The following is a 22,792-nucleotide window of genomic DNA, read 5'->3' as shown; positions in this document are numbered from 1 at the left end:
GCCGGGGCCGGTGACCTCTTCGCGCTTTCACTTATCGAGGACACGCTTCATGGAACTGCTTCTTCTCAGCAACGGCAAAGCCACCGAATGCCCGGGTCTGCTCGGCTGGGCCCGGGATCGGGTGCAAACCCTGCTCGCCCGCAAACAGGTCAAGCGCATCCTGCTGATCCCCTACGCGGTGATCCGCAGCGACTGGGATGCCCGTGCCCTGGAGCTCAGCGAGAGCCTGGGAGTGGAGGCCATCAGCATCCACCAGTTCGACGATCCGGTGGACGCCATCCAGCAGGCGGAGGCCATCTTCATCAGCGGCGGCAACACCTGGCGCCTCAACCAGCTGCTGCACGAAAACGGCCTGGTGGTGCCCATCCAGCGCGCCGTGCGCGAGCGGGGCGTGCCCTATGTGGGCTGGAGCGCCGGTTGCAACGTGGCGACCCCGAGCATTCGCACCACCAATGACATGCCGGTCTGCAGCGCCGCCGTACTACCGGCACTGGGGCTGTTCCCGCTGCAGATCAACCCCCACTACCTGGACGCCAGCATCAGCGGCCACATGGGGGAGACCCGCGACGAGCGCCTGGCCGAGTTCTGCGCCATTAACCCGAGCGAACACGTGGTGGCCCTGCGCGAGGCGAGCCTGCTGCAGGTAAGTGGCGAGCAGATCGAGTACTGGAGCGCCCGCGGCGAAGGCTTCAAGATCTTCAAGCACGCCGAGACCACCCAGGAGTTCAGCACGGCGGCGCCGCTGGCCGAGCTGACGCCGTTTCGCCTGCGCGGCTGATTGGCACTGACCGGCGGATAATTCGACAGGGGCGCAGGATGTCGCCCCTTTTTCGCAATGAAGGGAGAACGAGATGAAGAGCAGGAGTGAACACGACAGCTTCGGCGAGATAGCCGTACCGGCCGACCGGCTGTGGGGAGCCCAGACCCAGCGCTCCCTGCAGCACTTCGATATCTCCGGCGAGCGCCAGCCGATGGCGCTGATCCACGCGCTGGCCCGCATCAAGTCGGCCTGTGCCAGGGTCAACCACGCCAAGGGGCTGCTGCCCGCCCGCACGGCGCAGGCCATCATGAGCGCCGCCGACGAGATCCTGTGCGGCCAGCATGATGAGGAGTTCCCGCTGCGGGTATGGCAGACCGGCTCCGGCACCCAGACCAACATGAACCTCAACGAGGTGCTGGCCAACCGGGCCAGCGAGCTGCTCGGCGGCCCCCGCGGCGAGGGGCGGCTGGTGCACCCCAACGACGAAGTGAACAAGAGCCAGTCCAGCAACGACGTCTTCCCGAGCGCCATGAACCTGGCCGCCGTCACCACCCTCACCCGGCAACTGCTGCCCGCCCTGGCCACCCTGAGCGCCACCCTGGCCGGCAAGGCGGCTGCCTTCGACGACATCGTCAAGATAGGCCGCACCCATCTGCAGGATGCCACCCCGCTCACCCTGGGGCAGGAGTTCTCTGGCTGGGTGGCCCAGCTCGAGCAGGGGGAGCGCCATATCCGGGCCGCCCTGCCCCATTTGTGCGAGCTGGCGCTGGGGGGTACCGCCGTCGGCACCGGCCTCAACACCCCGCCCGGCTTCGCCGAGGCGGTGGCCGCCACCCTGGCCGAGCAGACCGGCCTGCCGCTGGTGAGCGCCCCCAACAAGTTCGAGGCGCTGGCCGCCAGCGACGCCCTGGTCCATGGTCACGGCGCCCTCAAGACCCTCGCTGCGTCCCTCATGAAAATCGCCAACGACGTGCGCTGGCTGGCGAGCGGTCCCCGCAGCGGGCTCGGGGAGCTCATCATCCCGGAGAACGAGCCCGGCTCCTCCATCATGCCCGGCAAGGTCAACCCGACCCAGTGCGAGGCGCTCACCATGCTGTGCGCCCAGGTGATGGGCAACGACGTGGCCATCAACATCGGCGGCGCCAGCGGCAACTTCGAGCTCAACGTGTTCAGGCCGATGATCGCCCACAACTTCCTGCAGAGCGTGCGGCTGCTGGCGGACGGCATGCAGAGCTTCCACGATCACTGCGCGGTCGGCATCAGCCCGAACCGGCCCCGCATCGACGAGTTGCTGGCCCGCTCCCTGATGCTGGTGACGGCCCTCAACCCCCATATCGGCTATGACAAGGCGGCAGAGATCGCCAAGCGGGCCCACCATGAGGGGCTCAGCCTGCGGGAGGCGGCCATCGCCTGCGGTCACCTCACGGCGCAGCAGTTCGATGCCTGGGTGGTGCCGGCCGACATGGTGGGTCGGCACGGCAGCTGAAGCACCCTGGCGGAAGAGACGAGATAAAAAAGAAGCCGGACTGCGCCGGCTTCTTTTTATCGACAAATCAGGATTTGGTAAGCTTGCTGAGCGCGTCCAGCTCGCGCTGGGCGGCCAGCAATTTGGTCTGGGCCTCTTCCAGCTTGGCCTGCTTCATGGCGATCTTGTCGGGCTTGCCCGTCACCCGGGCGTTCTGCAGCTCGACCAACCGCTCGTTGACCTGCTCCTTGAGCTCGGCCACCCGCTGCTGCTGCTCCTTGAACAGGCCCGCATCGGTGCAATGGGTCTCGATATTGCGCAGGGCCCGCTCCAGCCCGGCCACCTGGTCCCCGTTGTCGTGCGCCTTGGCAATGGCCAGCTGCTCCTTGACGGCCTGCTGGCGCGCCTTGCAACCGACAGCCTCGCTGCCGTAGGCCTGACCGGCCAACAGCAGCATGCTCATTCCGATAACCTTCCACATAACGACCTCGTTCCCCTGTCATGTTTGATGGCCGCCTATCAGACCGTACTCGGCCGGCCGGGTCAAGGCGCGGGCAAACCGCTACGACAGAGTTTGTGCGACGTCACGCCAATGGTGGGCTGCTGGGTCTACAATGGCGACTTTCATGAAGGAGTCTGTTATGAATCAAGAGATTGTCATCATCGCCAACGGCGCCCCCTATGGCAGCGAATCCCTGTTCAATGCCCTGCGCCTGGCCATCGCCCTGGGCGAACAGGGCGGTACCAGCCTGAAACTGTTTCTGATGTCCGACGCGGTCAGCGCCGCCCTGGCGGGCCAGGCCCCGGCCGAGGGCTACAACCTGCGCCAGATGCTGGAGATCCTGCTGGCCCAGGGGGTCACCATCCGCCTTTGCAAGACCTGTACCGATGCCCGCGGCATCACGGCACTGCCGCTGATCGAGGGGATCGAGATCGGCACCCTGCCGCTGCTGGCCCAATGGACTCTGGCCGCCCACAAGGTGCTCACCTTCTAGCACAAGGCAAAAATGGGCGCAGAGTTGATCTGTCACAACACTGCGCCATTTGAAAACCTGCTCCCGGCTGTTAATGTCTACACTGTCAATTACATAACAATGTGTGCGCCTTCATTTTTGCTCGGGAAACTGTCATGAACCCAACCGAACAGACGCTGCTGGAACAGATGCGGATCACAGAGTTCGAAATCGCCCATCGCAAGGAGCTGCTGCTGCTGGACGAGCAGGATTTCCTCCTGCTCGCCAGCTATCGTCCCAAGATCGAGCCCCACATCGACGCCCTGGTCGACAAGTTCTACACCCTGCAGACCGGGATCACCGAGATTGCCCTGCTGATCGGCGACGCCGACACCCTGACCCGGCTGCGGGCGGCCCAGCGCCGCTACATTCTCGACCTGTTCAGCGGCCTGTATGACCTGGAGTACGTCAACAACCGGCTGCGCATCGGGCTGGTGCACAAGCGGATCGGGGTGGAACCCAAGCTCTACCTGGCCGCCATCAACACCCTGAAAGGGCTGCTCATCGAGGATATCTTCACCCAGATCCCCAGCGAGCAGGAGCGGGTCACCATGCTCACCGCCCTCGACAAGCTGTTCCTGTTCGACATCACCCTGGTGTTTGAGACCTATATCCGCAGCCTGGTGTCGGAAATAGAGTCCTCCAAGGAGAAATCCGAGCTTTACGCCAAGGCGCTGGAGGAGAAGGTACGCGAACGCACCCAACAGCTGGAGGAGATGAGCCGGACCGATGCCCTCACCGGCCTGCTCAGCGTGCGCCATCTGCAGGAGAACCTCACCCGCACCCTGCGCACCTGCCAGCGTCGCTCCGAGCCTGTGGTCATCGCCTACCTCGACATCAATGACTTCAAGCAGATCAACGACACCCAGGGCCATCAGCGGGGGGACGAGATCCTGCGCATCGTCGGCGACTGCATTCGCCAGGTGTCGCGGGTGGAAGATAGCTGCTTCCGCTACGGCGGGGACGAATTCTGCCTGATCCTGCCCAACTGCAACGAGGATCAGGCCAGGGACGTCTTCCTGCCCCGTCTCAACAAGACACTGGCCGAACGGACCGGTGACGTGACCCTCAGCATAGGGCTGGTGCAGACCGGGCCGGTGCAGTTCGACGAGGGCAACAGCCTGATCCGGCTGGCGGACGAGCGCATGTATGCCGCCAAGAAGGCGATGAAACAGGTCGCCCAGAAAGGTACTCACTGACCCGGGTTGGCCCGGGCCAGCTCGGGCCGCGGCATGCGGGCGCCCCACTCATAGAGCAGGAAGGTCAGCAGGCAGAGCAGCGCCATCAACGCATAGAGCAGCTGCCCGTTCCACTGGGCAAGGATCCAGCCTCCCAGCAGGGCGCCGATGGCGCCACCCAGCCCGGCCAGCGCGCCGGCCCCGAAGTAGCTCCCCTTCAGATGCGGGGGCGACATCTGATCGATCAGCACGTTGAGCAGCGGGAACAGTATGGTCTCCCCCACGCTCAATATCAGCACGGCTCCGATCCAGTGCGACCACTGCTGCGGATCCCCCAGCGCAAACAGCACCTGAGCCCCCAGAAACAGGGTGATGCCGACCTGCAGGCGCACCTTGCCCGGCCAGCGGGCCAGCAGATGCAGCAGGGGAAACTGCAACAGCACCACGGTCAGGGCATTGGTGGCCACCAGGATGGCGATGAGGCTCGCCACCTCCGGGGTCCCGGCCCGGGTCAGGTACTGCACCAGCGGTGAGTGGAACTGGGAATAGACCAGGTTCATCAGCAGGTTGGCCAGCACCAGCAGCAAGAAGCCCCGATCCCGCCACAGCACCTTGATGGCCACCCGCAAGCCCAGCTCGTTGCCACGGGTCACCGCAACCCTGCTTTGCGTAAATCCCCAGAGGAAGGCAGCCCCCAGCAGCAGATAGCTGCCGCTGAGCAGCAGGAAGGTCTGCTGCTGGGCATTGATGCCCAGGGTCACCCCCAGCAAGGGGCCGAGGGCCGCCCCCAGGTTGAGCAGAAAGTAACGCAGGTGCAGCGCCAGCTCGCGGGCCTTGGCCGAAGCCAGGCTGTCGGCCATCAACGCCTTGCCGGGCGCATCGATGAGACCGGAGGAGAGGCCGCTGCCGAGCACCCCGAGTCCGAGCCAGAACACAGAGTGGGAAAAGCCGAGCAGACCGTAGCAGAGCACGGAGACCAGGCAGCCCGCCAGCAGGATGTTGCGCCGCCCCAGCTTGTCGGAGAGCCAGCCGCCATAGAAGCTGACCAGAGTGGAGATGGCGGCGGTCGCCCCCAGCATGGCGCCGATGGCGGTCGCCGAGAGACCATACTCCCGATAGAGCAAGATGGAGAGAAACGGCCAGACCATGTAATAGCTGGTGCGCACCATGAAGGTGCCCAGGATCACGGTCCAGACCAGGGGAGGAAACTGCCTGAGGAGGGCCCACGACATCACACTGCTCCTTGTTGCCCGTCGCGCGAGAAGCCTTTCGTTATAACAAGGGGCCTCAAGAGAGACAACATCAGGCCACAAATATAAAAAAAGCCGACCCTGAGGTCGGCTTTTTCACGGCTCGGCGACTTATTCGGCAGCCGGCTCTTCGACGGCAACGGCAGCCGGAGCGGCGGCAGCTTCGGTCGGGGCGTTCGCTTCCTTGATGGAGAGACGTACGCGGCCCTGACGGTCCACTTCCAGTACCTTCACCTTCACCACGTCACCGATCTTCAGGTAGTCGGCCACGTTCTGCACGCGAGCATCGGTGATCTGGGAGATGTGTACCAGACCGTCCTTGCCCGGCAGGATGTTGACGAAGGCGCCGAAGTCGGCCAGACGGACGACCTTGCCTTCGTAGATGCGGTTCACTTCGATCTCGGCGGTGATGGCCTCGATGCGGCGGATCGCTTCCTTGGCGGCGTCACCGTCAACGGCGGCGATGCGGACGGTACCGTCATCATCCAGCTCGATGTTGGTGCCGGTCTCTTCGGTCAGGGCGCGGATCACGGAACCACCCTTGCCGATGACGTCCTTGATCTTCTCCGGGTTGATCTTGATGGTGTGGATGCGCGGGGCGAAATCGGAGATCTCGGCACGCGGAGCCTGGATGGCTTCGTCCATCACTTTCAGGATGTGCAGGCGAGCACCACGAGCTTGCTTCAGGGCAATCTCCATGATCTCTTTGGTGATGCCTTCGATCTTGATGTCCATCTGCAGGGCGGTCACACCTTCGGTGGTACCGGCAACCTTGAAGTCCATGTCGCCCAGGTGATCTTCGTCACCCAGGATGTCGGACAGCACGACGAAACCTTCTTCTTCCTTCACCAGACCCATGGCGATACCGGCAACGGAGGCCTTGATCGGCACACCGGCGTCCATCAGCGCCAGGGAGGAACCACAGACGGAGGCCATGGAGGAGGAGCCGTTGGATTCGGTGATTTCAGAGACCACGCGTACCACGTACGGGAACTCGTCGGCGCTCGGCATCACGGCAGCAACGCCGCGCTTGGCCAGACGACCGTGACCGATTTCACGGCGCTTCGGGCTACCCATCATGCCGGTCTCACCGACGCAGTATGGCGGGAAGTTGTAGTGCAGCATAAAGCGATCGGCGCGGTTGCCGGTCAGCTCGTCGATGTTCTGGGCGTCACGCTCGGTACCCAGGGTCGCAACGACCATGGCCTGGGTTTCACCGCGGGTGAACAGGGCGGAGCCGTGGGCACGGGGCAGTACGCCGGTGGCGACGGACAGGGCGCGGATCATTTCCGGATCGCGACCATCGATACGCGGCTCGCCACGAACGACGCGACCACGGACGATGCGGCTTTCCAGGCTGTGGAACTCTTCGCCGATCTTCTTGGCATCTTCTTCCACGCCGGAAGCGATGACTTGTTCAACCACGCGAGCCTTGATGGCACCGATGGTTTCGTAACGCACGGCCTTCTCGGTGATGCGGTAGGCTTCACCCAGCTCGGCAGTCGCCAGCTCGGCAACCTTGGCTTTCAGCGCTTCGTTGACGGCAGGCGCAGTCCAGTTCCACGGCTTGGTGCCGACGTCGGCAGCGAATTCGTTGATGGCGTTGATAACGGCCTGCATCTGCTCGTGACCAAAGACCACGGCACCCAGCATCACCTCTTCGGAGAGGATGGCCGCTTCGGATTCCACCATCAGCACGGCGTTGGCGGTACCGGCAACCACCAGATCCAGATCGCTCTGGGGCAGTTCGGTGGTAGTCGGGTTCAGCACGTACTGACCGTTCATGTAACCCACGCGGGCTGCACCGATCGGGCCGCCGAACGGGATACCGGAGATGGCCAGCGCCGCGGAGGCACCGATCATGGCAACGATGTCGGGAGAGACGGCCGGGTTCACGGACATGACGGTGGCAACCACCTGAACCTCATTGAGGAAGCCTTCCGGGAACAGCGGACGAATAGGACGGTCGATCAGACGGGAGATCAGGGTCTCGCCTTCGCTCGGGCGACCTTCACGACGGAAGAAACCACCCGGGATACGACCAGCAGCATAGGTACGCTCCTGGTAGTTGACGGTCAGCGGGAAGAAATCACGGCCGTGATCGGCCTCTTTCTTGCCAACGACGGTCACAAATACGCAGGTATCGTCCATGCTGACCATGACGGCCGCAGTGGCTTGACGGGCCATCACACCGGTTTCCAGAGTGACGGTGTGTTGACCGTACTGGAATGACTTTACAATAGGATTCACGTGAATTTCCTTTTTACAATTTGGCGCTTTAAATTCGCGTGCAAGTATACTTGATTCGATGCAAAAGGTAAGCAGTGACACAAATTCTGTGAGGGCGGCAACAGCCTGACGCGCAATAAAAAAGGGGAACCCGGAGGTTCCCCTTTTTCGCGAAATCTGATGGTCGATTAACGACGCAGACCCAGCTTGGCGATCAGAGCAGCGTAACGCTGAACGTCTTTACGCTTCAGGTAGTCCAGCAGCTTACGACGCTGGGAAACCATGCGCAGCAGACCGCGACGACCGTGGTGATCCTTGGAGTGCTCCTTGAAGTGACCTTGCAGATGGTTGATCTGGGCAGTCAGCAGGGCAACTTGCACTTCGGGGGAGCCAGTGTCGTTGGCGCAACGAGCGTTGTCAGCAACGATTTGAGCTTTGATCTCAGCATTTAGAGACATGGTAATACTCCAGTAGAGTGTTTAAAGGTTCACAGCCAATCTCTAATTCAGCCGTGAAATGAGGGCGGTATCATAATCGTCCCCGCCCCTTTTCGCAACGATAAAGACGCGCAACGGGCAAGCAACCTGATACCGCCGGAGGATCACTCCTCGTCGTGGTAGCGCACCAGACGCTTGGGCGCCACGCGTCCCTCGTCGTCGATCTCGCCAACCCCGATGAATTCGCGCTCCGGGCCGACCGTCATGCGGACCTGGCCGCTCTGCGGGCTGCCTGCCACCTGCACGGCCTGGCCCTGGTTCACATAGGCGGCCACGGCAGCCAGCATGTTCACCTCGGGCAGGGAAGCCACCGCGGTATCCATCGGCAGCAGCAGGGGATCCAGCTGCTCGCGCGGCGGAATGCTCTCGGCCTTGGCCTGCTCGAAGATGCACTCGAGCTGCTCCAGGGTCAGCATCCGCTCATAGGGGTAGCTGGCCACCTGGGTGCGGCGCAGCTGGGTGACGTGGGCGCCACAGCCCAGCACTTCCCCCAGATCGTCCACCAGGGAGCGAATGTAGGTACCCTTGCTGCAGTGCACCTCAAGTCGCACCTCATCTCCTTCAAAGCTCAGCAGTTTGAGCTCGAAGACGGTGATGGGACGGGCTTCCCGCTCGATCTCGATGCCTTCGCGGGCATATTCGTAGAGCGGGCGGCCGTTGTGCTTGAGGGCCGAATACATGGACGGCACCTGCATGATGGGGCCGCGGAACTGGTCCAGCACCTCGATCAGGGTACCCACGGCCACGTTCACCGGACGGGTGGAGACCACCTCGCCATCGGAGTCGCTGGTGTTGGTGCGCTCGCCCAGCTTGGCGGTCACCTCATAGCGCTTGTCCGCCTCCAGCAGATACTGGGAGAACTTGGTGGCCTCGCCGAGGCAGATCGGCAGCATGCCGGTTGCCAGCGGGTCCAGAGCACCGGTGTGACCGGCCTTGGCGGCGTTGTAAATCCGTTTGACCTTCTGCAACACATCGTTGGAGGTCAGGCCGGTCGGCTTGTCCAGCAGCAGGATACCGTGTACGTCACGGCCCTTGAAACGACGTCTACGAGACATCTCAGGCTTTATCCTCAGTAGTGTCATCCGGCGCGGCTTCGTCTTCTTCACGACCGGATTCGGCCATGCGACGCTTGTCTTCGCGGATGGTGTTGGTCACCAGGTTGGAGAGGCGCATCCCCTCAACCAGGGTCTGATCATAGAAGAAGCGCAACTCGGGCACCACGCGCAGGCGCATGGCGCTGCCCAGCAGGCTGCGGATGTAGCCGGCGGCTTCGGTCAGCGCCTTGAGCCCTTCCTTGATGCGCTCGGCATCATTTTCCAGCTGCAAGAAGGTGACATACACCTTGGCGTAATTGAGGTCACGGGACACTTCCACATCGGAAACGGTCACCATGCCGATGCGCGGGTCTTTTACCTCGCGCTGCAGAATGAGCGCGATTTCGCGCTGGATCTGCTGTCCGACCCGACGGGTCCGGCTAAATTCTCTGGCCATATTCTATCCTGCGATAAAAGGGGGCCGCGGCCCCCTATTTAATCTGACTCTTGGCTTACAGAGTCCGTTGGATTTCAACGGTCTCGTAAACTTCGATCTGGTCGCCTTCGCGTACGTCGTTGTAGTTCTTGACCGCGATACCACACTCGTAGCCGTTCTTGACTTCGTTGACGTCATCCTTGAAGCGACGCAGGGATTCCAGCTCGCCTTCATAGATAACCACGTTGTCGCGCAGAACGCGAATACGGTTGGAACGCTTGACCACACCTTCGGTAACCATACAGCCGGCAACGGCGCCGAACTTCGGCGACTTGAAGACGCTGCGCACTTCGGCCAGACCGATGATTTCCTGACGGTACTCGGGGGCCAGCATGCCGCTCATGGCCTGCTTCACTTCGTCGATCAGGTCATAGATGACGGAGTAGTAACGCAGATCCAGGCTCTCGGCATCGATGACCTTGCGAGCAGAAGCATCGGCACGGACGTTGAAGCCCACCAGGATGGCGCTGGACGCGGCCGCCAGAGTGGCGTCGGTCTCGGTGATACCACCCACGCCGGAACCGACGATCTTCACCTTCACTTCGTCGGTGGAGAGCTTGACCAGCGCATCGCAGATCGCTTCCACGGAACCCTGTACGTCGGCCTTGATCACCACGTTCACTTCGGACACTTCGCCTTCGGTCATGTTGGCGAACATGTTCTCCAGCTTGGCCTTCTGCTGGCGAGCCAGCTTGACTTCGCGGAACTTGCCCTGACGATAGAGCGCCACTTCACGGGCCTTCTTCTCGTCACGCACGACGGTGGCTTCGTCACCGGCAGAGGGAACGCCGGACAGGCCGAGGATTTCCACCGGCAGGGACGGACCCGCTTCCTTGATCTCACGACCCAGTTCGTCACGCATTGCACGGACACGGCCGTATTCGAGACCGCACAGTACGATGTCGCCCTGACGCAGGGTGCCTTCCTGTACCAGCACGGTGGCAACCGGACCACGGCCCTTGTCGAGGAAGGACTCGATCACGACGCCGTTGGCCATGCCGTCAACCACGGCTTTCAGCTCCAGTACTTCAGCCTGGATCAGAATGGCTTCCAGCAGGTCGTCGATGCCTTCACCAGACTTGGCGGAGACGTGCACGAACTGGCAGTCACCACCCCAGTCTTCGGACATGACGTTGTAGCGGGCCAGCTCGGTCTTGACGCGATCCGGATCCGCTTCCGGCTTGTCGATCTTGTTGACCGCAACAACCAGCGGCACACCGGCAGCCTTGGCGTGCTGGATGGCTTCGATGGTCTGCGGCATCACGCCGTCGTCTGCTGCAACGACCAGCACCACGATGTCGGTTGCCTTGGCACCACGAGCACGCATGGAGGTAAACGCCGCGTGACCCGGGGTATCCAGGAAGGTGATCATGCCGCTATCGGTCTGTACGTGGTACGCACCGATGTGCTGGGTAATGCCACCGGCTTCACCGGCAGCCACCTTGGCTTTACGGATGTAGTCCAGCAGCGAGGTCTTACCGTGGTCAACGTGACCCATGATGGTCACGACCGGCGCGCGCGGCTTGGCTTCGGAGGTTTCGTCACGATCGGACAGCACCGCCTCTTCCAGCTCGTTCTCACGACGCAGCACCACCTTGTGACCCATCTCCTCGGCGACCAGCTGAGCGGTCTCCTGGTCGATCACCTGGTTGATGGTGGCCATGGCACCCATCTTCATCATCACCTTGATGACTTCAACACCCTTGACGGCCATCTTGTTGGCGAGCTCAGCCACAGTGATGGTCTCGCCGATGATGACGTCACGGTTGACGGCGGCAGCCGGCTTGTTGAAGCCGTGCTTCATCGCATTCGGGGTAGCCACCTTGCCACGCTTGCCTTTACGGGCGCGCGGGTCACGGGAGTTGCGGTCGTTGCGATCGTCGTCGCGGCGACCGGCCTTCTTCGGCCCCTTGGCAGCAGCAGCGGTGCGGCGGCTGGTCTCTTCCTTGCGATCCAGTTCATCTTCAGCAGCCTGGGCGTGCTTGGAGGTGGTCACATGGTAATCGCTGCTCTCTTTGGCACGAGCGGCTTCTTCTTCAGCCCAGCGGGCTGCGTTCTGTTCCGCCATGACGCGAGCCTCTTCGGCTTTCTTGGCGGCGAGTTCTTCAGCCTTTTGCAAAGCTGTTTGTTCCTGTTGGCGCTTCAGTTCTTCTGCTTCGCGCTTGGCCATCTTTTCTGCCTCTTGCTGAGCTGTGCTACTGGCTGCTTTGGCGGGCTGTTGAGCCTGTCGAGCCTTTTGTTGTGCCTCGATCCGCGCCTTTTCCTCAGCTTCACGACGAGCCTGCTCAGCCTCACGGCGAGCCTTCTCTTCAGCATCGAGACGAGCCTTCTCTTCGGCTTCGCGACGAGCTTTTTCTTCTGCTTCCAAACGCGCTTTTTCCTCGGCTTCCGCCTGACGCTGTTCATCTTCCAGCGCCGAGCGTCTTACATAGGTGCGAGACTTGCGCACTTCTACCTGCACTTCCTTGTTCTTGCCGCCAGTCCCCTGAACACTGATGGTGCTCTTGGTCTTGCGTTGCAAGGTCATGCGGGCAGGTGCGGCGACCTCGTCACCTCCATGCTGTTTCTTCAGGTGAGTCAGCAGAGTCTGTTTCTCAGACTCGCTGACCATGTCGTCGGCCTTGCTCTTGCTGATACCGGCATCGACAAACTGCTGGAGAAGACGATCAACCGGTGTGTCGATGTCAGTGGCAAGTTGTTTGACTGATACTTCTGCCATTCATTTTCCTCCGTTTGATCTTAACTAGACTGCTCTTCTCCGAACCAACAGATATTGCGAGCAGCCATAATCAGCTCACCGGCCTTCTCGGCGGTCAGCCCTTCGATATCAGCAAGGTCATCGATGCCTTGCTCTGCCAAATCTTCCAGGGTACCGATGCCGCGAGCGGCCAGGGCGTACGCCATTTCACGGCCGAGGCCGTTCAGATTGAGCAGTTCTTCGGAAGGTTCAACACCTTCAAAGGATTCTTCTTTGGCCAGCGCCTTGGTGGTCAGGGCGTCTTTGGCACGCTTGCGCAGCTCTTCGACCATGTCTTCATCCAGACCGTCGATGGCCAGCAGCTCGTTGACCGGTACGAAGGCGATCTCTTCCAGGGTGGAGAAGCCCTCTTCCATCAGCAGGCCGGCGAAATCGTCATCGATGTCGAGAGTGCTGGTGAACAGGTTCATGATGCGGTCGTTTTCGGCCTGGTGCTTGGCACGCATGTCCTCGACGGTCATCACGTTCAGTTCCCAACCGGTCAGCTGGGAGGCCAGACGCACGTTCTGACCGTTGCGGCCGATGGCCTGAGCCAGGTTGGCGGCTTCCACGGCGATGTCCATGGTGTGGTTGTCTTCATCGACGATGATGGAGGCCACATCGGCCGGCGCCATGGCGTTGATCACGTACTGGGCCGGGTTGTCATCGTACAGCACAATGTCGGCGCGCTCGCCGCTCAGCTCGGCGGAGACCGCCTGAACACGGGCACCGCGCATGCCGATACAGGCACCGATCGGGTCGATGCGGCGATCGTTGGTCTTCACCGCGATCTTGGCGCGGGAACCCGGATCACGGGCGGCGCCCATGATTTCGATCATCTCTTCGCCGATTTCCGGCACTTCGATGCGGAACAGCTCTTTCAGGAAGTCCGGGCTGGAGCGGCTGACGAACAGCTGGGAACCACGGGCTTCCGGACGCACAGCGTAGAGCAGACCGCGGATGCGGTCGCCCGGACGGAAGGTCTCGCGCGGCAGCATGTCGTCGCGGAAGATCACGGCCTCGGCGTTGCTGCCCAGATCCAAGATCACGTTGTCGCGGTTGCTCTTCTTGACCACGCCACTGATGATGGTGCCTTCTTTGTCCTTGAACTGGTCAACGACTTGTGAACGCTCGGCTTCGCGCACTTTCTGCACGATGACCTGCTTGGCGGTCTGGGTGGTGATGCGGTCGAAGGTGACGGAGTCGATCTGATCTTCAACATATTCACCGATCTGGATGTCCGGCTGCTCGATCTGCGCCGCTTCCAGGGTGATCTCGGCGTAGGGGTTTTCCATGGCGGCCTGATCCGCGATGACGACCCAGCGGCGATAGGTGTCGTAGTCGCCGGTCTTGCGATCGATCTCTACCCGAACTTCGATCTCGCCTTCATATTTTTTCTTGGTCGCCGTCGCCAGTGCGGTTTCCAGAGCCTGGAAAATCTTCTCGCGGGGAACCGCCTTCTCGTTGGACACTGCGTCAACGACCAGCAAAATCTCTTTATTCATATCCGATAGCCTCGTTAACCAAAGTTCGGCACTATGTTCGCTTTTTGGATATTGGTGAAAGCCAACACTTCGTCCTTACCATCTACCGTCAGAGTGATCATGTCGCCCTGCACGGCTTTGATTACGCCTTTGAACTTGCGGCGGTTGTTTGTTGCCATCCGAAGCGAAACCGCCGCCTCTTGGCCAACGTATTTTTCGAACTGGGCAACCTTGAACAGGGGACGATCCAGACCCGGGGAGGACACCTCGAGGTAATACTCCTCGGTGATGGGATCCTCGACGTCCATGATGGCGCCAACCTGATGGCTGACTTCTGCACAGTTCTCGACGCTCACGCCATGCTCGCCGTCGATGTAGACGCGCAAGGTGGAGTGTTTACCCGCACGGATAAACTCGATACCCCACAGTTCAAAACCCAAGGCAACGACAGGAGCCTCGAGCAGATCGGTCAAACGTTGTTCCAACGTAGCCAAAGTCACCCTCCGAAAAACAAAAAAAGGGCATAAAGCCCAGATAGAAATAGATTCAGAGTAAATTGCACATAACAAAAAGCCCCGATGTCAAATCGGGGCTTGGCGCTTTACCCTGATTGTCGCCTCGCAGCGACCGCCTTCCTGAGCGTAGGAAATGCGTGAAATTTGGTTGCGGGGGCCGGATTTGAACCGACGACCTTCGGGTTATGAGCCCGACGAGCTACCATGCTGCTCCACCCCGCGTCCGAAATCGTGCGAGATTATAGCCACTTCACTCTCGTCACACAAGACTGACTGGCTATAACACACCTGGTCACCCAGGCTTACTGCTTAATTGGTGCCGTGGGCGGGACTCGAACCCGCACACCCTAGAGCACTACCCCCTCAAGATAGCGTGTCTACCAATTCCACCACCACGGCAAAACTCTTACTCGGGAACGTCAGTGTCTTTCTTTACTGGCGCTTTGCTCTGCTCAACCTGTTGGGTCTGTTGCAGATTTTCCCATTCACTACCCTGTTTGACCTTGTTGCTGGACATAGAGCCAAGCACCAGGCTAATCAAAAAGAACAGAGTAGCCAAAATCGCTGTTGTGCGGGTCAGGAAACTGCCTGAACCACCGGAGCCGAATACGGTATTCGATGCCCCTGCGCCGAAGGAGGCGCCCATGTCAGCCCCTTTACCTTGCTGAATCATCACCAGACCAATCAGAGCCAGTGATACCAGCAGATAAACGACCAAAAGAATCTCGTACATTTAACTTGCACCCTTTGCCGCTTCAACAATTCCTAAAAACGTCTGGTCATCGAGACTTGCTCCACCAATCAGGCCGCCGTCAACGTCGGGCTGGGCAAACAACTCTCTCGCATTGGCCGGTGTCACGCTCCCACCATAGATGATTCTGACTTTCTCACCTATGACCGGAGTATCCTCCGCCAAGCGACCACGTATAAAGGAATGAACCTCTTGTGCCTGCTCGGGTGTGGCGCATTTACCTGTACCTACAGCCCAAATCGGCTCGTAGGCGATGATAGCATTATCGAAAGCCATCGCGCCATTTTTCTCTATGACGATATCCAGCTCTTCGGCAATCACCTCGAAGGTTCTTCTTGCCTGCCTTGCCGCACCCGACTCGCCCAAACAGAGGATTGGAACAAGTCCTGCCGACCTGGCTGCCGCAAACTTCTCTGCGACGATAAAACTGGTCTCACCAAAGAGACGCCTGCGCTCGGAGTGCCCTACCAATACGTAGCGACACCCTGCCTCGACCAGCATCCGACACGAGACTTCACCCGTGTAAGCGCCCTGTCTGTGCTGGCTCACATTCTGAGCCCCCAACTTCATCATCCTCTGCTCACCGAGCAGAGCGGCCGTGAAGTCGAGATGCACATGGGATGGACACAAGACCACGTCTACCTGCTCACCAATACCTTTCAGGCATTGACCGGCAAACTGCTCTAACTGCGACCTACTACCGTGTAACTTCCAGTTGGCTGCTACAAACGGCTTGCGATGTCCCATCGGCAACTCCCTTGCGAAAGCGGGGCTGATAATATCCAGAGGATTGTCAGCTGACAAGCGCTATTTTTAAATTTTTGAATCGTTTGAACAAGATACAACCAGGGCGGCTAAAAAGCCGCCCCATTTGTTCATTAAAACGCCGATTCAACCTGTTGTGCAATGCGTTGTGCCATATCGCGCACCTGTTGCTCGTGCTCCCCCTCCACCATCACGCGGATCAGGGGTTCAGTGCCGGACTTGCGCAGCAGCACACGGCCACGACCGGCCAGCTCCTGTTCCACCCTGGCCACTTCCTGCTGTACGGCGTCAGCCGCCAGCGGATCCTTGCCTTCGGCAAAGCGCACGTTGACCAGCACCTGCGGGAACTTGTTCATGCCGGAGCGCAGCTTGGCCAGCGGCATCTCCGCGGTACAGATGGCGGTCAGCACCTGCAGAGCGGCGACGATGCCATCCCCGGTGGTGGTCTGATCCAGGCAGATGATGTGACCGGAGTTCTCGCCACCGATGCGCCAGCCTTTCTCGTTCATCATCTCCAGCACATAGCGGTCACCCACTTTGGCGCGGGCGAACGGAATGCCCAGGGTCTGCAACGCCAGCTCCAGCCCCATGTTGGCCATCAGGGTGCCGACAACGCCACCCTTGAGGCGACCGTTACGCAGAGCATCGCGGGCGATGATGTAGAGGATCTCGTCACCGTCGATGATATAGCCGGTGTGATCCACCATCACCAGGCGATCGCCATCGCCATCGAAGGCAACGCCGAGATCAGCCTTGCACTCCAGCACCTTGGCGGCCAGTGCCTCCGGGGCGGTCGAACCGACACCATCATTGATGTTGAGACCATCCGGGCTGCAGCCGATGGCGATCACCTCGGCCCCCAGCTCGCGGAAAACGGAAGGCGCGATGTGATAGGTGGCACCATGGCCGCAATCCACCACCATCTTCAGCCCTTCCAGACTCAGGTTGGAGGGGAAGGTGCTCTTGCAGAATTCGATGTAACGACCGGCGGCATCGTCGATGCGCAGCGCCTTGCCAAGCTCGGCGGACTCCACGCACTTCAGTTCGTGATCCAGCTCGGCTTCGATGGCCAGCTCGACCTCGTCAGGCAGCTTGGTGCCATCAGCGGAGAAAAACTTGATGCCGTTGTCGTAATAGGGGTTGTGGGAAGCACTGATGACGATGCCTGCCTCGGCACGGAAGGTGCGGGTCAGGTAGGCAACGGCCGGGGTGGGCATGGGGCCCATCAGAATGGCCTTGAGACCGGCGGCGGAAAGACCCGCTTCCAGCGCCGACTCCAGCATGTAGCCGGAGATGCGGGTATCCTTGCCGATCAGCACCTTGCGGGTACCCTTCTTGGAGAGCACCTTGCCCGCGGCCCAGCCCAGTTTCATTACGAAATCGGGAGTGATCGGGTATTCACCCACCTTGCCGCGTACACCGTCGGTGCCAAAATACTTTCTTGCCATTGTCTGTTCTCGTTTTTTTATTTGGATATGAAATCTTGTCCCGTCATGACCATCCAGCCGGTGCGCAGAGCATCCATGGTCGCTCGCACGTCGTGCACCCGGATGATCCGGGCACCACGCTGCATCCCGACAAGGGCACAGGCCAGGCTGCCGGCCAGCCGTTCATCAACCGGGCGACCGAGCAGGTTGCCTATCATAGACTTTCGCGACATCCCGACCAAGAGCGGAAGCTGGTAATCGAGCAATGACTCCTGCTGTGCCAGCAGCTGATAGTTGTGCGCAAGGGTCTTGCCAAAACCGTAGCCAGGGTCCAGCAGCAGCTGTTCACGAGCGATGCCGGCCGTCAAACAGGCGGCGATCCGCTCGTCAAAGAAGGCTCTCACCTCCCCCAACAGATCATCGTAATGGGGCTCGGCCTGCATGGTTCTCGGTTGCCCCTGCATGTGCATCAGACACACGGGGACGTCGGCAGCGGCCGCCGCAGCCAGCGCCCCAGGTTCGAGCAGGGCTCGTACATCGTTGATAAGATGGGCCCCCGCCGCGCAGCCCTCCCGCATGACCGTTGCCTTGGATGTGTCGAGGGAGATCATCACGTCGAGCTCACGCACCATGTGCTCCACCACGGGAAGGACCCTGTCCAGCTCTTCCTGCTCGCTCACGTCGGGCGCGCCGGGACGGGTCGACTCGCCACCGATGTCGATGAGGGTTGCCCCTTCCGCCACCATCTGGCGCGCATGGGTCATCGCACGCTCCAGCTGGTTGAAATGGCCGCCGTCGGAGAAGGAGTCCGGCGTCACGTTGAGGATCCCCATGACGTGGGGACGTTCGAGGGAGAGGCTGAGCCCCTTGCTGATTAGCTGCATCTTCACTTCCATGGACATAAAGAAAAACCCCGGGGCCAGCCCGGGGTTTGTATCATCACGACTTATTTGGCAGGCAGGTCGTTGGCCTTGTCGATATCGACATCGGCAACCTGTTCCGCCTCGGTCACGGTCGGCTTGGGCTCGGGTGCCACAGTCGCACCACCCTGCGGGGTATCGCCGTGCTCGTCATGCCAGTTGCTGGGAGCACGCACTTCGCGACGAGCCATCAGATCATCGATCTGCTTGGCATCGATGGTTTCGTACTTCATCAGCGCATCTTTCATGCTGTGCAGCACGTCCATGTTATCCAGCAGGATCTGCTTGGCACGGTTGTAGTTGCGGTCGATCACCTGCTTGACCTCGGCATCGATAATGCGGGCGGTGTCATCGGACATGTGCTTGGCCTTGGCCATGCTGCGGCCGAGGAACACCTCACCATCTTCTTCCGCGTAGAGCATGGGGCCGAGACGCTCAGACATGCCCCACTGGGTCACCATCTTGCGGGCGATGTCGGTGGCACGCTCGATGTCGTTGGATGCACCGGTCGATACCTTCTCGGCACCGTAGATCAGCTCTTCCGCCAGACGGCCACCGTACAGGCTGGAGATCATGGACTCCAGATGCTGCTTGGAGTGGCTCCAGCGATCCTGCTCCGGCAGGTACATGGTCACACCCAGCGCACGGCCGCGCGGAATGATGGAGACCTTGTAGACAGGGTCATGATCCGGTACCACACGACCAATGATGGCGTGACCCGCTTCATGATAAGCCGTCATCTCCTTCTCGGACTCTTTCATCACCATGGAGCGACGTTCTGCGCCCATCATGATCTTGTCCTTCGCCTTCTCGAACTCGGCCATGGACACCACACGGCGGCTCTCGCGCGCAGAGAACAGAGCGGCTTCGTTGACCAGGTTGGCCAGATCGGCACCGGAGAAACCAGGAGTACCGCGGGCAATCAGCGCCGGGTTGACGTCATCCGCCAGCGGCACCTTGCGCATATGCACCTTGAGGATCTGCTCGCGGCCACGCACATCCGGCAGACCGACCACGACCTGACGGTCGAAACGGCCCGGACGCAGCAGTGCCGGATCCAGTACGTCAGGACGGTTGGTAGCGGCGATGACGATGATGCCTTCATTGCCCTCAAAGCCGTCCATCTCGACCAGCATCTGGTTCAGGGTCTGCTCACGCTCGTCATGACCACCGCCCAGACCGGCGCCACGCTGGCGACCGACGGCGTCGATCTCATCGATGAAGATGATGCAGGGGGAGGATTTCTTGGCCTGCTCGAACATGTCGCGTACCCGGGAGGCACCCACACCCACGAACATCTCGACGAAATCGGAACCCGAAATGGTGAAGAAAGGCACCTTGGCCTCACCCGCAATGGCCTTGGCCAGCAGGGTCTTACCGGTACCGGGAGGACCTACCAGCAGTACGCCGGTCGGGATCTTGCCGCCCAGTTTCTGGAATTTGCTCGGGTCGCGCAGATAGTCGACCAGCTCCTTGACCTCTTCCTTGGCCTCATCGCAACCGGCTACGTCGGCGAAAGTGGTCTTGATCTGATCTTCACTCATCAGGCGAGCCTTGCTCTTGCCAAACGACATGGCACCTTTGCCACCGCCGCCCTGCATCTGACGCATGAAGAAGACCCAGACACCGATCAGCAACAGCATCGGGAACCAGGAGATAAAGATAGAGGTGATCAGAGACGGCTCTTCCGGCTTCTCGCCCATTACTTTGACATTGTGATTGAGCATGTCGTTGAGCAGCTGGGGATCCGGCGCCGGGATGATGGTGGTGAAGCGTTCACCGGTGCGCTTGACGCCATTAATGACCTTGCCATCCATCCGTACTTCACGGATCTGCTCTTGGGTCACTTCTTTAACGAAGCTGGAATAGTCCAGCTGGCGACTGGTGGTATCGCTGGGGCTGAAGCTATTGAACACCGACATCAACACGACGGCGATGACCAGCCACAGGATTAGGTTTTTCGCCATGTCACTCAAATCAGTAACCTCGCAGACTGACAGTTAACGATGAAGGTTAGGGTACTACAGTTTAAAACCGGTAGCCACAATGTAGACTTCTCGTGAACGGGCACGAGACGAGTCTGGTTTACGAATCTTGACAGCAGAGAAAAGCTTACGGATTTCATTGAGATAGATGTCAAACCCCTCCCCCTGGAATACCTTGACCACGAAACTGCCGTTGGAACGCAGGACCTGATTGCACATGTCCAGCGCCAGTTCGACCAGATACATGGAACGGGCCTGATCCACCTGCTGGGTACCGCTCATGTTGGGTGCCATGTCGGACATGACGACGTCAACCTTGTCCGGACCGACCCGTTCAAGCAGTGCACCCAGTACAGTTTCCTCCCGAAAGTCTCCCTGCAGGAAATCGACACCGGCGATGGAATCCATCGGCAGAATATCGCAGGCGATCACCCGGCCCTTGTCACCGACCTGATCGATGGCAAACTGGGACCATCCACCGGGGGCCGCCCCCAGGTCCACCACCGTCATGCCGGGCTTGAGCAGTTTGTCCTTGCCCTGGATTTCGTCGATCTTGAACACGGCACGGGAACGCAGCCCCAACTTCTGGGCTTTCTTGACGTATTGATCGTCAAAATGCTCTTTTAACCAGCGGGTTGAACTGGGGGAATGTTTTTTCTGGGTCATGATTGTCGACTTTAAAAAACCACAAGGGTTATTAGTATTAAGGGCTAAGTGGGGGTAGAATACGCCCCTTTCAACCCTGACTTATGAAGAAATTGCCATGATTCTCAACAATAAACAGAAACAGTACCTCAAGGGCCTTGCCCACAGTCTGAAGCCGGTCGTCCTGCTGGGACAACACGGTCTGACCGAAGGTGTGCTGGCCGAGATCGATCTGGCGCTCAACCACCACGAGCTGATCAAGGTTAAGGTTGCGTCTGAAGATCGTGAGATGAAACAGCTGGTTATGGATGCCATCGTCCGTGAAACCGGCGCGGTGAAAGTACAGAGCATCGGCCACGTGCTGACCATCTACCGTCAGGCCAACGAGCCGAAAATCCAACTGCCCCGCAAGTAACAGGAAAGAGCATCGCTCTTTCCTCTCATTTTCTCTCTTCCCAAGTCGCTTGCCAAAGTAGTCGCCAGGCCCTTAACCTGCGATGAATACTCGTGGAAACCCGCTATGGATCACCATCAGATTCTCACCGAAGATGAACTGGCCATGCTACGGGACTTGGGAAACGATCAGGAGACGGCCGCCGGACAACCCCTGAGCGGTTATCTCGCCACTCCCCTGCTTGGCCTGTTGCAACGCGCCGACCAGCTGGTGCTGGAAGCCCGCTTCGCCGGACACCAGCTCCGTTTCCCACTGCGTTTTACTCAGGGCGATGACGGCTTCGTCGAACCACGCATCGCCGCCCCCGTCATCAAGGAGCTGGGTTACCCTCATCCGCGCACCTGGCGGCTGGATGAACAGGCCCGCTTCCAGATGGGAGAAGAGGACTACCTGGTGCACAGCCTGTCGCTGGACGGGCTGCTGGTGGAAGGCTTGCCGGCCGAGCTGGCCATGGATACCACGCTGGCAGGCACCCTGCTGATCGAAGGTCTCCCTCCTCTGCCCCTCAGCGCAGAGCCGGTCAGGCGGATCCACCGTCGCAACGGCATACAGGGCTGGGCACTGCACTTCCAGATGGCCAGAGAGGATCTTGAACAACTGCGCGGATGGATGTTTCAGCGCCATCAGGACGCCTTCACCCAGGCTTATCAGCCCCGCTGAATACAAACAGGGGAGCCGGGCTCCCCTGTTGCTGGCTGGTCGCTACCTCAGAGGTAGGCGACTTCCAAGATCTCGTACTCCACGTCGCCGGACGGCGTCTTGACGATGGCGACATCGTCCACTTCCTTGCCGATCAGGGCGCGGGCAATGGGCGAATTCACGGAGATCATGTTCTGCTTGATGTCCGCCTCATCGTCACCCACGATGCGGTAGACCACCTCTTCTTCCGTCTCGCTCTTGAGCAGCGTCACGGTCGCCCCGAAGATGATGCGACCATTGTTGGTCATCTTGGTGACGTCGATCACCTGAGCGTTGGAGAGCTTGCTCTCAATTTCCTGGATACGGCCTTCACAGAAGCCTTGCTGCTCGCGGGCAGCATGATATTCGGCGTTTTCTTTCAGATCACCATGTTCACGGGCATCTGCAATCGCTTCGATAATCTGCGGACGAAGCTCGGTCTTGAGATATTCGAGCTCTTCACGCAGCTTTTCAGCGCCGCGAACAGTCATCGGAGTATGATTCATAGT

General features: G+C 60.2%; 22 protein-coding genes and 2 tRNA genes. 6 read left to right on the top strand and 18 right to left on the bottom strand.

Features of this window, described 5'->3' with window-relative positions; genetic code table 11:
* Nucleotides 1–49: 49 nt before the first annotated feature.
* Together pepE and fumC are read left to right on the top strand one after the other, a co-directional pair.
* On the top strand, nt 50–778 hold the full coding sequence (gene pepE, locus CK627_RS09285; protein WP_095592174.1) for a dipeptidase PepE: 729 nt from the start codon (nt 50–52) through the stop codon (nt 776–778).
* A 73-nt stretch (nt 779–851) separates the two neighbouring features.
* Complete coding sequence (gene fumC, locus CK627_RS09280) at nt 852–2,246, top strand: class II fumarate hydratase (protein ID WP_095592173.1); 1,395 nt, start codon at nt 852–854, stop codon at nt 2,244–2,246.
* Nucleotides 2,247–2,313: 67 nt separating this feature from the next.
* Here the strand turns inward: fumC and CK627_RS09275 are convergent, their stop codons facing one another.
* Complete coding sequence (locus CK627_RS09275) at nt 2,314–2,688, bottom strand: DUF1090 domain-containing protein (RefSeq protein ID WP_095592172.1); 375 nt, start codon at nt 2,686–2,688, stop codon at nt 2,314–2,316.
* 178 nt (nt 2,689–2,866) lie between these two features.
* Here CK627_RS09275 and CK627_RS09270 point away from each other — a divergent pair, with 178 nt between their 5' ends.
* On the top strand, nt 2,867–3,220 hold the full coding sequence (locus CK627_RS09270) for a DsrE/DsrF/TusD sulfur relay family protein (RefSeq protein ID WP_005298170.1): 354 nt from the start codon (nt 2,867–2,869) through the stop codon (nt 3,218–3,220).
* A 134-nt stretch (nt 3,221–3,354) separates the two neighbouring features.
* Complete coding sequence (locus CK627_RS09265) at nt 3,355–4,437, top strand: protoglobin domain-containing protein (RefSeq protein WP_010633118.1); 1,083 nt, start codon at nt 3,355–3,357, stop codon at nt 4,435–4,437.
* Here CK627_RS09265 and CK627_RS09260 read toward each other — a convergent pair.
* From CK627_RS09260 to rlmE, 16 genes are all read right to left on the bottom strand, one after another.
* Nucleotides 4,431–5,648 (bottom strand): MFS transporter, encoded by a 1,218-nt coding sequence (locus CK627_RS09260; protein WP_095592171.1) that lies wholly within the window; start codon nt 5,646–5,648, stop codon nt 4,431–4,433. The two genes, CK627_RS09265 and CK627_RS09260, sit on opposite strands and share 7 nt — an antisense overlap.
* A gap of 129 nt (nt 5,649–5,777) precedes the next feature.
* Nucleotides 5,778–7,916, bottom strand: coding sequence for a polyribonucleotide nucleotidyltransferase (pnp, locus tag CK627_RS09255; RefSeq protein WP_005298164.1), 2,139 nt, complete (start codon nt 7,914–7,916; stop codon nt 5,778–5,780).
* Nucleotides 7,917–8,083: 167 nt separating this feature from the next.
* Entirely contained in the window at nt 8,084–8,353 is a 270-nt protein-coding gene (rpsO, locus tag CK627_RS09250) for a 30S ribosomal protein S15 (RefSeq protein ID WP_005298162.1), read from the bottom strand.
* Between the two features lie 143 nt (nt 8,354–8,496).
* A complete protein-coding gene (gene truB, locus CK627_RS09245; protein ID WP_010633116.1) occupies nt 8,497–9,447 on the bottom strand; it encodes a tRNA pseudouridine(55) synthase TruB in 951 nt (316 codons plus the stop codon).
* 1 nt (nt 9,448) lies between these two features.
* Nucleotides 9,449–9,883: a 30S ribosome-binding factor RbfA gene (gene rbfA, locus CK627_RS09240; protein WP_005298154.1), complete on the bottom strand. Its 435-nt coding sequence runs from the start codon at nt 9,881–9,883 to the stop codon at nt 9,449–9,451.
* 55 nt (nt 9,884–9,938) lie between these two features.
* The gene (gene infB, locus CK627_RS09235; RefSeq protein ID WP_005298153.1) at nt 9,939–12,641 is read right to left on the bottom strand and encodes a translation initiation factor IF-2; all 2,703 of its coding nucleotides are present in this window, start codon (nt 12,639–12,641) and stop codon (nt 9,939–9,941) included.
* A 20-nt stretch (nt 12,642–12,661) separates the two neighbouring features.
* A complete protein-coding gene (gene nusA / locus CK627_RS09230) occupies nt 12,662–14,164 on the bottom strand; it encodes a transcription termination factor NusA (RefSeq protein ID WP_005298150.1) in 1,503 nt (500 codons plus the stop codon).
* Nucleotides 14,165–14,178: 14 nt separating this feature from the next.
* Entirely contained in the window at nt 14,179–14,637 is a 459-nt protein-coding gene (gene rimP / locus CK627_RS09225) for a ribosome maturation factor RimP (protein WP_005298148.1), read from the bottom strand.
* 166 nt (nt 14,638–14,803) lie between these two features.
* Nucleotides 14,804–14,880, bottom strand: a tRNA-Met gene (locus CK627_RS09220).
* A gap of 92 nt (nt 14,881–14,972) precedes the next feature.
* Nucleotides 14,973–15,057: transfer RNA gene (locus CK627_RS09215), tRNA-Leu, on the bottom strand.
* A gap of 7 nt (nt 15,058–15,064) precedes the next feature.
* Complete coding sequence (gene secG / locus CK627_RS09210) at nt 15,065–15,391, bottom strand: preprotein translocase subunit SecG (protein ID WP_010633113.1); 327 nt, start codon at nt 15,389–15,391, stop codon at nt 15,065–15,067.
* Nucleotides 15,392–16,156, bottom strand: a complete 765-nt coding sequence (gene tpiA, locus CK627_RS09205; protein ID WP_095592170.1) for a triose-phosphate isomerase — start codon at nt 16,154–16,156, stop codon at nt 15,392–15,394.
* Between the two features lie 131 nt (nt 16,157–16,287).
* Entirely contained in the window at nt 16,288–17,622 is a 1,335-nt protein-coding gene (gene glmM, locus CK627_RS09200; protein WP_005298142.1) for a phosphoglucosamine mutase, read from the bottom strand.
* 17 nt (nt 17,623–17,639) lie between these two features.
* The gene (gene folP, locus CK627_RS09195; RefSeq protein WP_043170258.1) at nt 17,640–18,485 is read right to left on the bottom strand and encodes a dihydropteroate synthase; all 846 of its coding nucleotides are present in this window, start codon (nt 18,483–18,485) and stop codon (nt 17,640–17,642) included.
* 62 nt (nt 18,486–18,547) lie between these two features.
* Nucleotides 18,548–20,497, bottom strand: coding sequence for an ATP-dependent zinc metalloprotease FtsH (gene ftsH / locus CK627_RS09190; protein ID WP_095592169.1), 1,950 nt, complete (start codon nt 20,495–20,497; stop codon nt 18,548–18,550).
* Nucleotides 20,498–20,542: 45 nt separating this feature from the next.
* The gene (rlmE, locus tag CK627_RS09185) at nt 20,543–21,172 is read right to left on the bottom strand and encodes a 23S rRNA (uridine(2552)-2'-O)-methyltransferase RlmE (protein WP_005298136.1); all 630 of its coding nucleotides are present in this window, start codon (nt 21,170–21,172) and stop codon (nt 20,543–20,545) included.
* Between the two features lie 97 nt (nt 21,173–21,269).
* Here rlmE and yhbY point away from each other — a divergent pair, with 97 nt between their 5' ends.
* Together yhbY and CK627_RS09175 are read left to right on the top strand one after the other, a co-directional pair.
* On the top strand, nt 21,270–21,566 hold the full coding sequence (yhbY, locus tag CK627_RS09180; protein WP_005298134.1) for a ribosome assembly RNA-binding protein YhbY: 297 nt from the start codon (nt 21,270–21,272) through the stop codon (nt 21,564–21,566).
* Nucleotides 21,567–21,671: 105 nt separating this feature from the next.
* The gene (locus CK627_RS09175) at nt 21,672–22,265 is read left to right on the top strand and encodes a PilZ domain-containing protein (RefSeq protein ID WP_095592168.1); all 594 of its coding nucleotides are present in this window, start codon (nt 21,672–21,674) and stop codon (nt 22,263–22,265) included.
* Nucleotides 22,266–22,312: 47 nt separating this feature from the next.
* Here the strand turns inward: CK627_RS09175 and greA are convergent, their stop codons facing one another.
* Nucleotides 22,313–22,789 carry a transcription elongation factor GreA gene (greA, locus tag CK627_RS09170; protein ID WP_005298120.1) on the bottom strand — a complete coding sequence of 159 codons (477 nt, stop codon included), beginning with the start codon at nt 22,787–22,789 and terminating at the stop codon, nt 22,313–22,315.
* Nucleotides 22,790–22,792 lie beyond the last annotated feature (3 nt).

The sequence above is a fragment of the Aeromonas dhakensis genome (assembly GCF_002285935.1).
Classification (GTDB): domain Bacteria; phylum Pseudomonadota; class Gammaproteobacteria; order Enterobacterales; family Aeromonadaceae; genus Aeromonas; species Aeromonas dhakensis.
The sequence above is the reverse complement of the archived record's forward strand: the minus strand, read 5'-3'. Positions and strand labels throughout refer to the sequence as shown.

What these genes read in the sequence shown, in the direction of transcription:
- pepE (WP_095592174.1), top strand. Translation starts at nt 50, where the DNA reads ATGGAACTGCTTCTTCTCAGCAACGGCAAAGCCACCGAATGCCCGGGT.
- fumC (WP_095592173.1), top strand. Translation starts at nt 852, where the DNA reads ATGAAGAGCAGGAGTGAACACGACAGCTTCGGCGAGATAGCCGTACCG.
- CK627_RS09275 (WP_095592172.1), bottom strand. Translation starts at nt 2,688, where the DNA reads ATGAGCATGCTGCTGTTGGCCGGTCAGGCCTACGGCAGCGAGGCTGTC.
- CK627_RS09270 (WP_005298170.1), top strand. Translation starts at nt 2,867, where the DNA reads ATGAATCAAGAGATTGTCATCATCGCCAACGGCGCCCCCTATGGCAGC.
- CK627_RS09265 (WP_010633118.1), top strand. Translation starts at nt 3,355, where the DNA reads ATGAACCCAACCGAACAGACGCTGCTGGAACAGATGCGGATCACAGAG.
- CK627_RS09260 (WP_095592171.1), bottom strand. Translation starts at nt 5,648, where the DNA reads ATGTCGTGGGCCCTCCTCAGGCAGTTTCCTCCCCTGGTCTGGACCGTG.
- rpsO (WP_005298162.1), bottom strand. Translation starts at nt 8,353, where the DNA reads ATGTCTCTAAATGCTGAGATCAAAGCTCAAATCGTTGCTGACAACGCT.
- truB (WP_010633116.1), bottom strand. Translation starts at nt 9,447, where the DNA reads ATGTCTCGTAGACGTCGTTTCAAGGGCCGTGACGTACACGGTATCCTG.
- rbfA (WP_005298154.1), bottom strand. Translation starts at nt 9,883, where the DNA reads ATGGCCAGAGAATTTAGCCGGACCCGTCGGGTCGGACAGCAGATCCAG.
- infB (WP_005298153.1), bottom strand. Translation starts at nt 12,641, where the DNA reads ATGGCAGAAGTATCAGTCAAACAACTTGCCACTGACATCGACACACCG.
- nusA (WP_005298150.1), bottom strand. Translation starts at nt 14,164, where the DNA reads ATGAATAAAGAGATTTTGCTGGTCGTTGACGCAGTGTCCAACGAGAAG.
- secG (WP_010633113.1), bottom strand. Translation starts at nt 15,391, where the DNA reads ATGTACGAGATTCTTTTGGTCGTTTATCTGCTGGTATCACTGGCTCTG.
- tpiA (WP_095592170.1), bottom strand. Translation starts at nt 16,156, where the DNA reads ATGGGACATCGCAAGCCGTTTGTAGCAGCCAACTGGAAGTTACACGGT.
- glmM (WP_005298142.1), bottom strand. Translation starts at nt 17,622, where the DNA reads ATGGCAAGAAAGTATTTTGGCACCGACGGTGTACGCGGCAAGGTGGGT.
- folP (WP_043170258.1), bottom strand. Translation starts at nt 18,485, where the DNA reads ATGCAGCTAATCAGCAAGGGGCTCAGCCTCTCCCTCGAACGTCCCCAC.
- rlmE (WP_005298136.1), bottom strand. Translation starts at nt 21,172, where the DNA reads ATGACCCAGAAAAAACATTCCCCCAGTTCAACCCGCTGGTTAAAAGAG.
- yhbY (WP_005298134.1), top strand. Translation starts at nt 21,270, where the DNA reads ATGATTCTCAACAATAAACAGAAACAGTACCTCAAGGGCCTTGCCCAC.
- CK627_RS09175 (WP_095592168.1), top strand. Translation starts at nt 21,672, where the DNA reads ATGGATCACCATCAGATTCTCACCGAAGATGAACTGGCCATGCTACGG.
- greA (WP_005298120.1), bottom strand. Translation starts at nt 22,789, where the DNA reads ATGAATCATACTCCGATGACTGTTCGCGGCGCTGAAAAGCTGCGTGAA.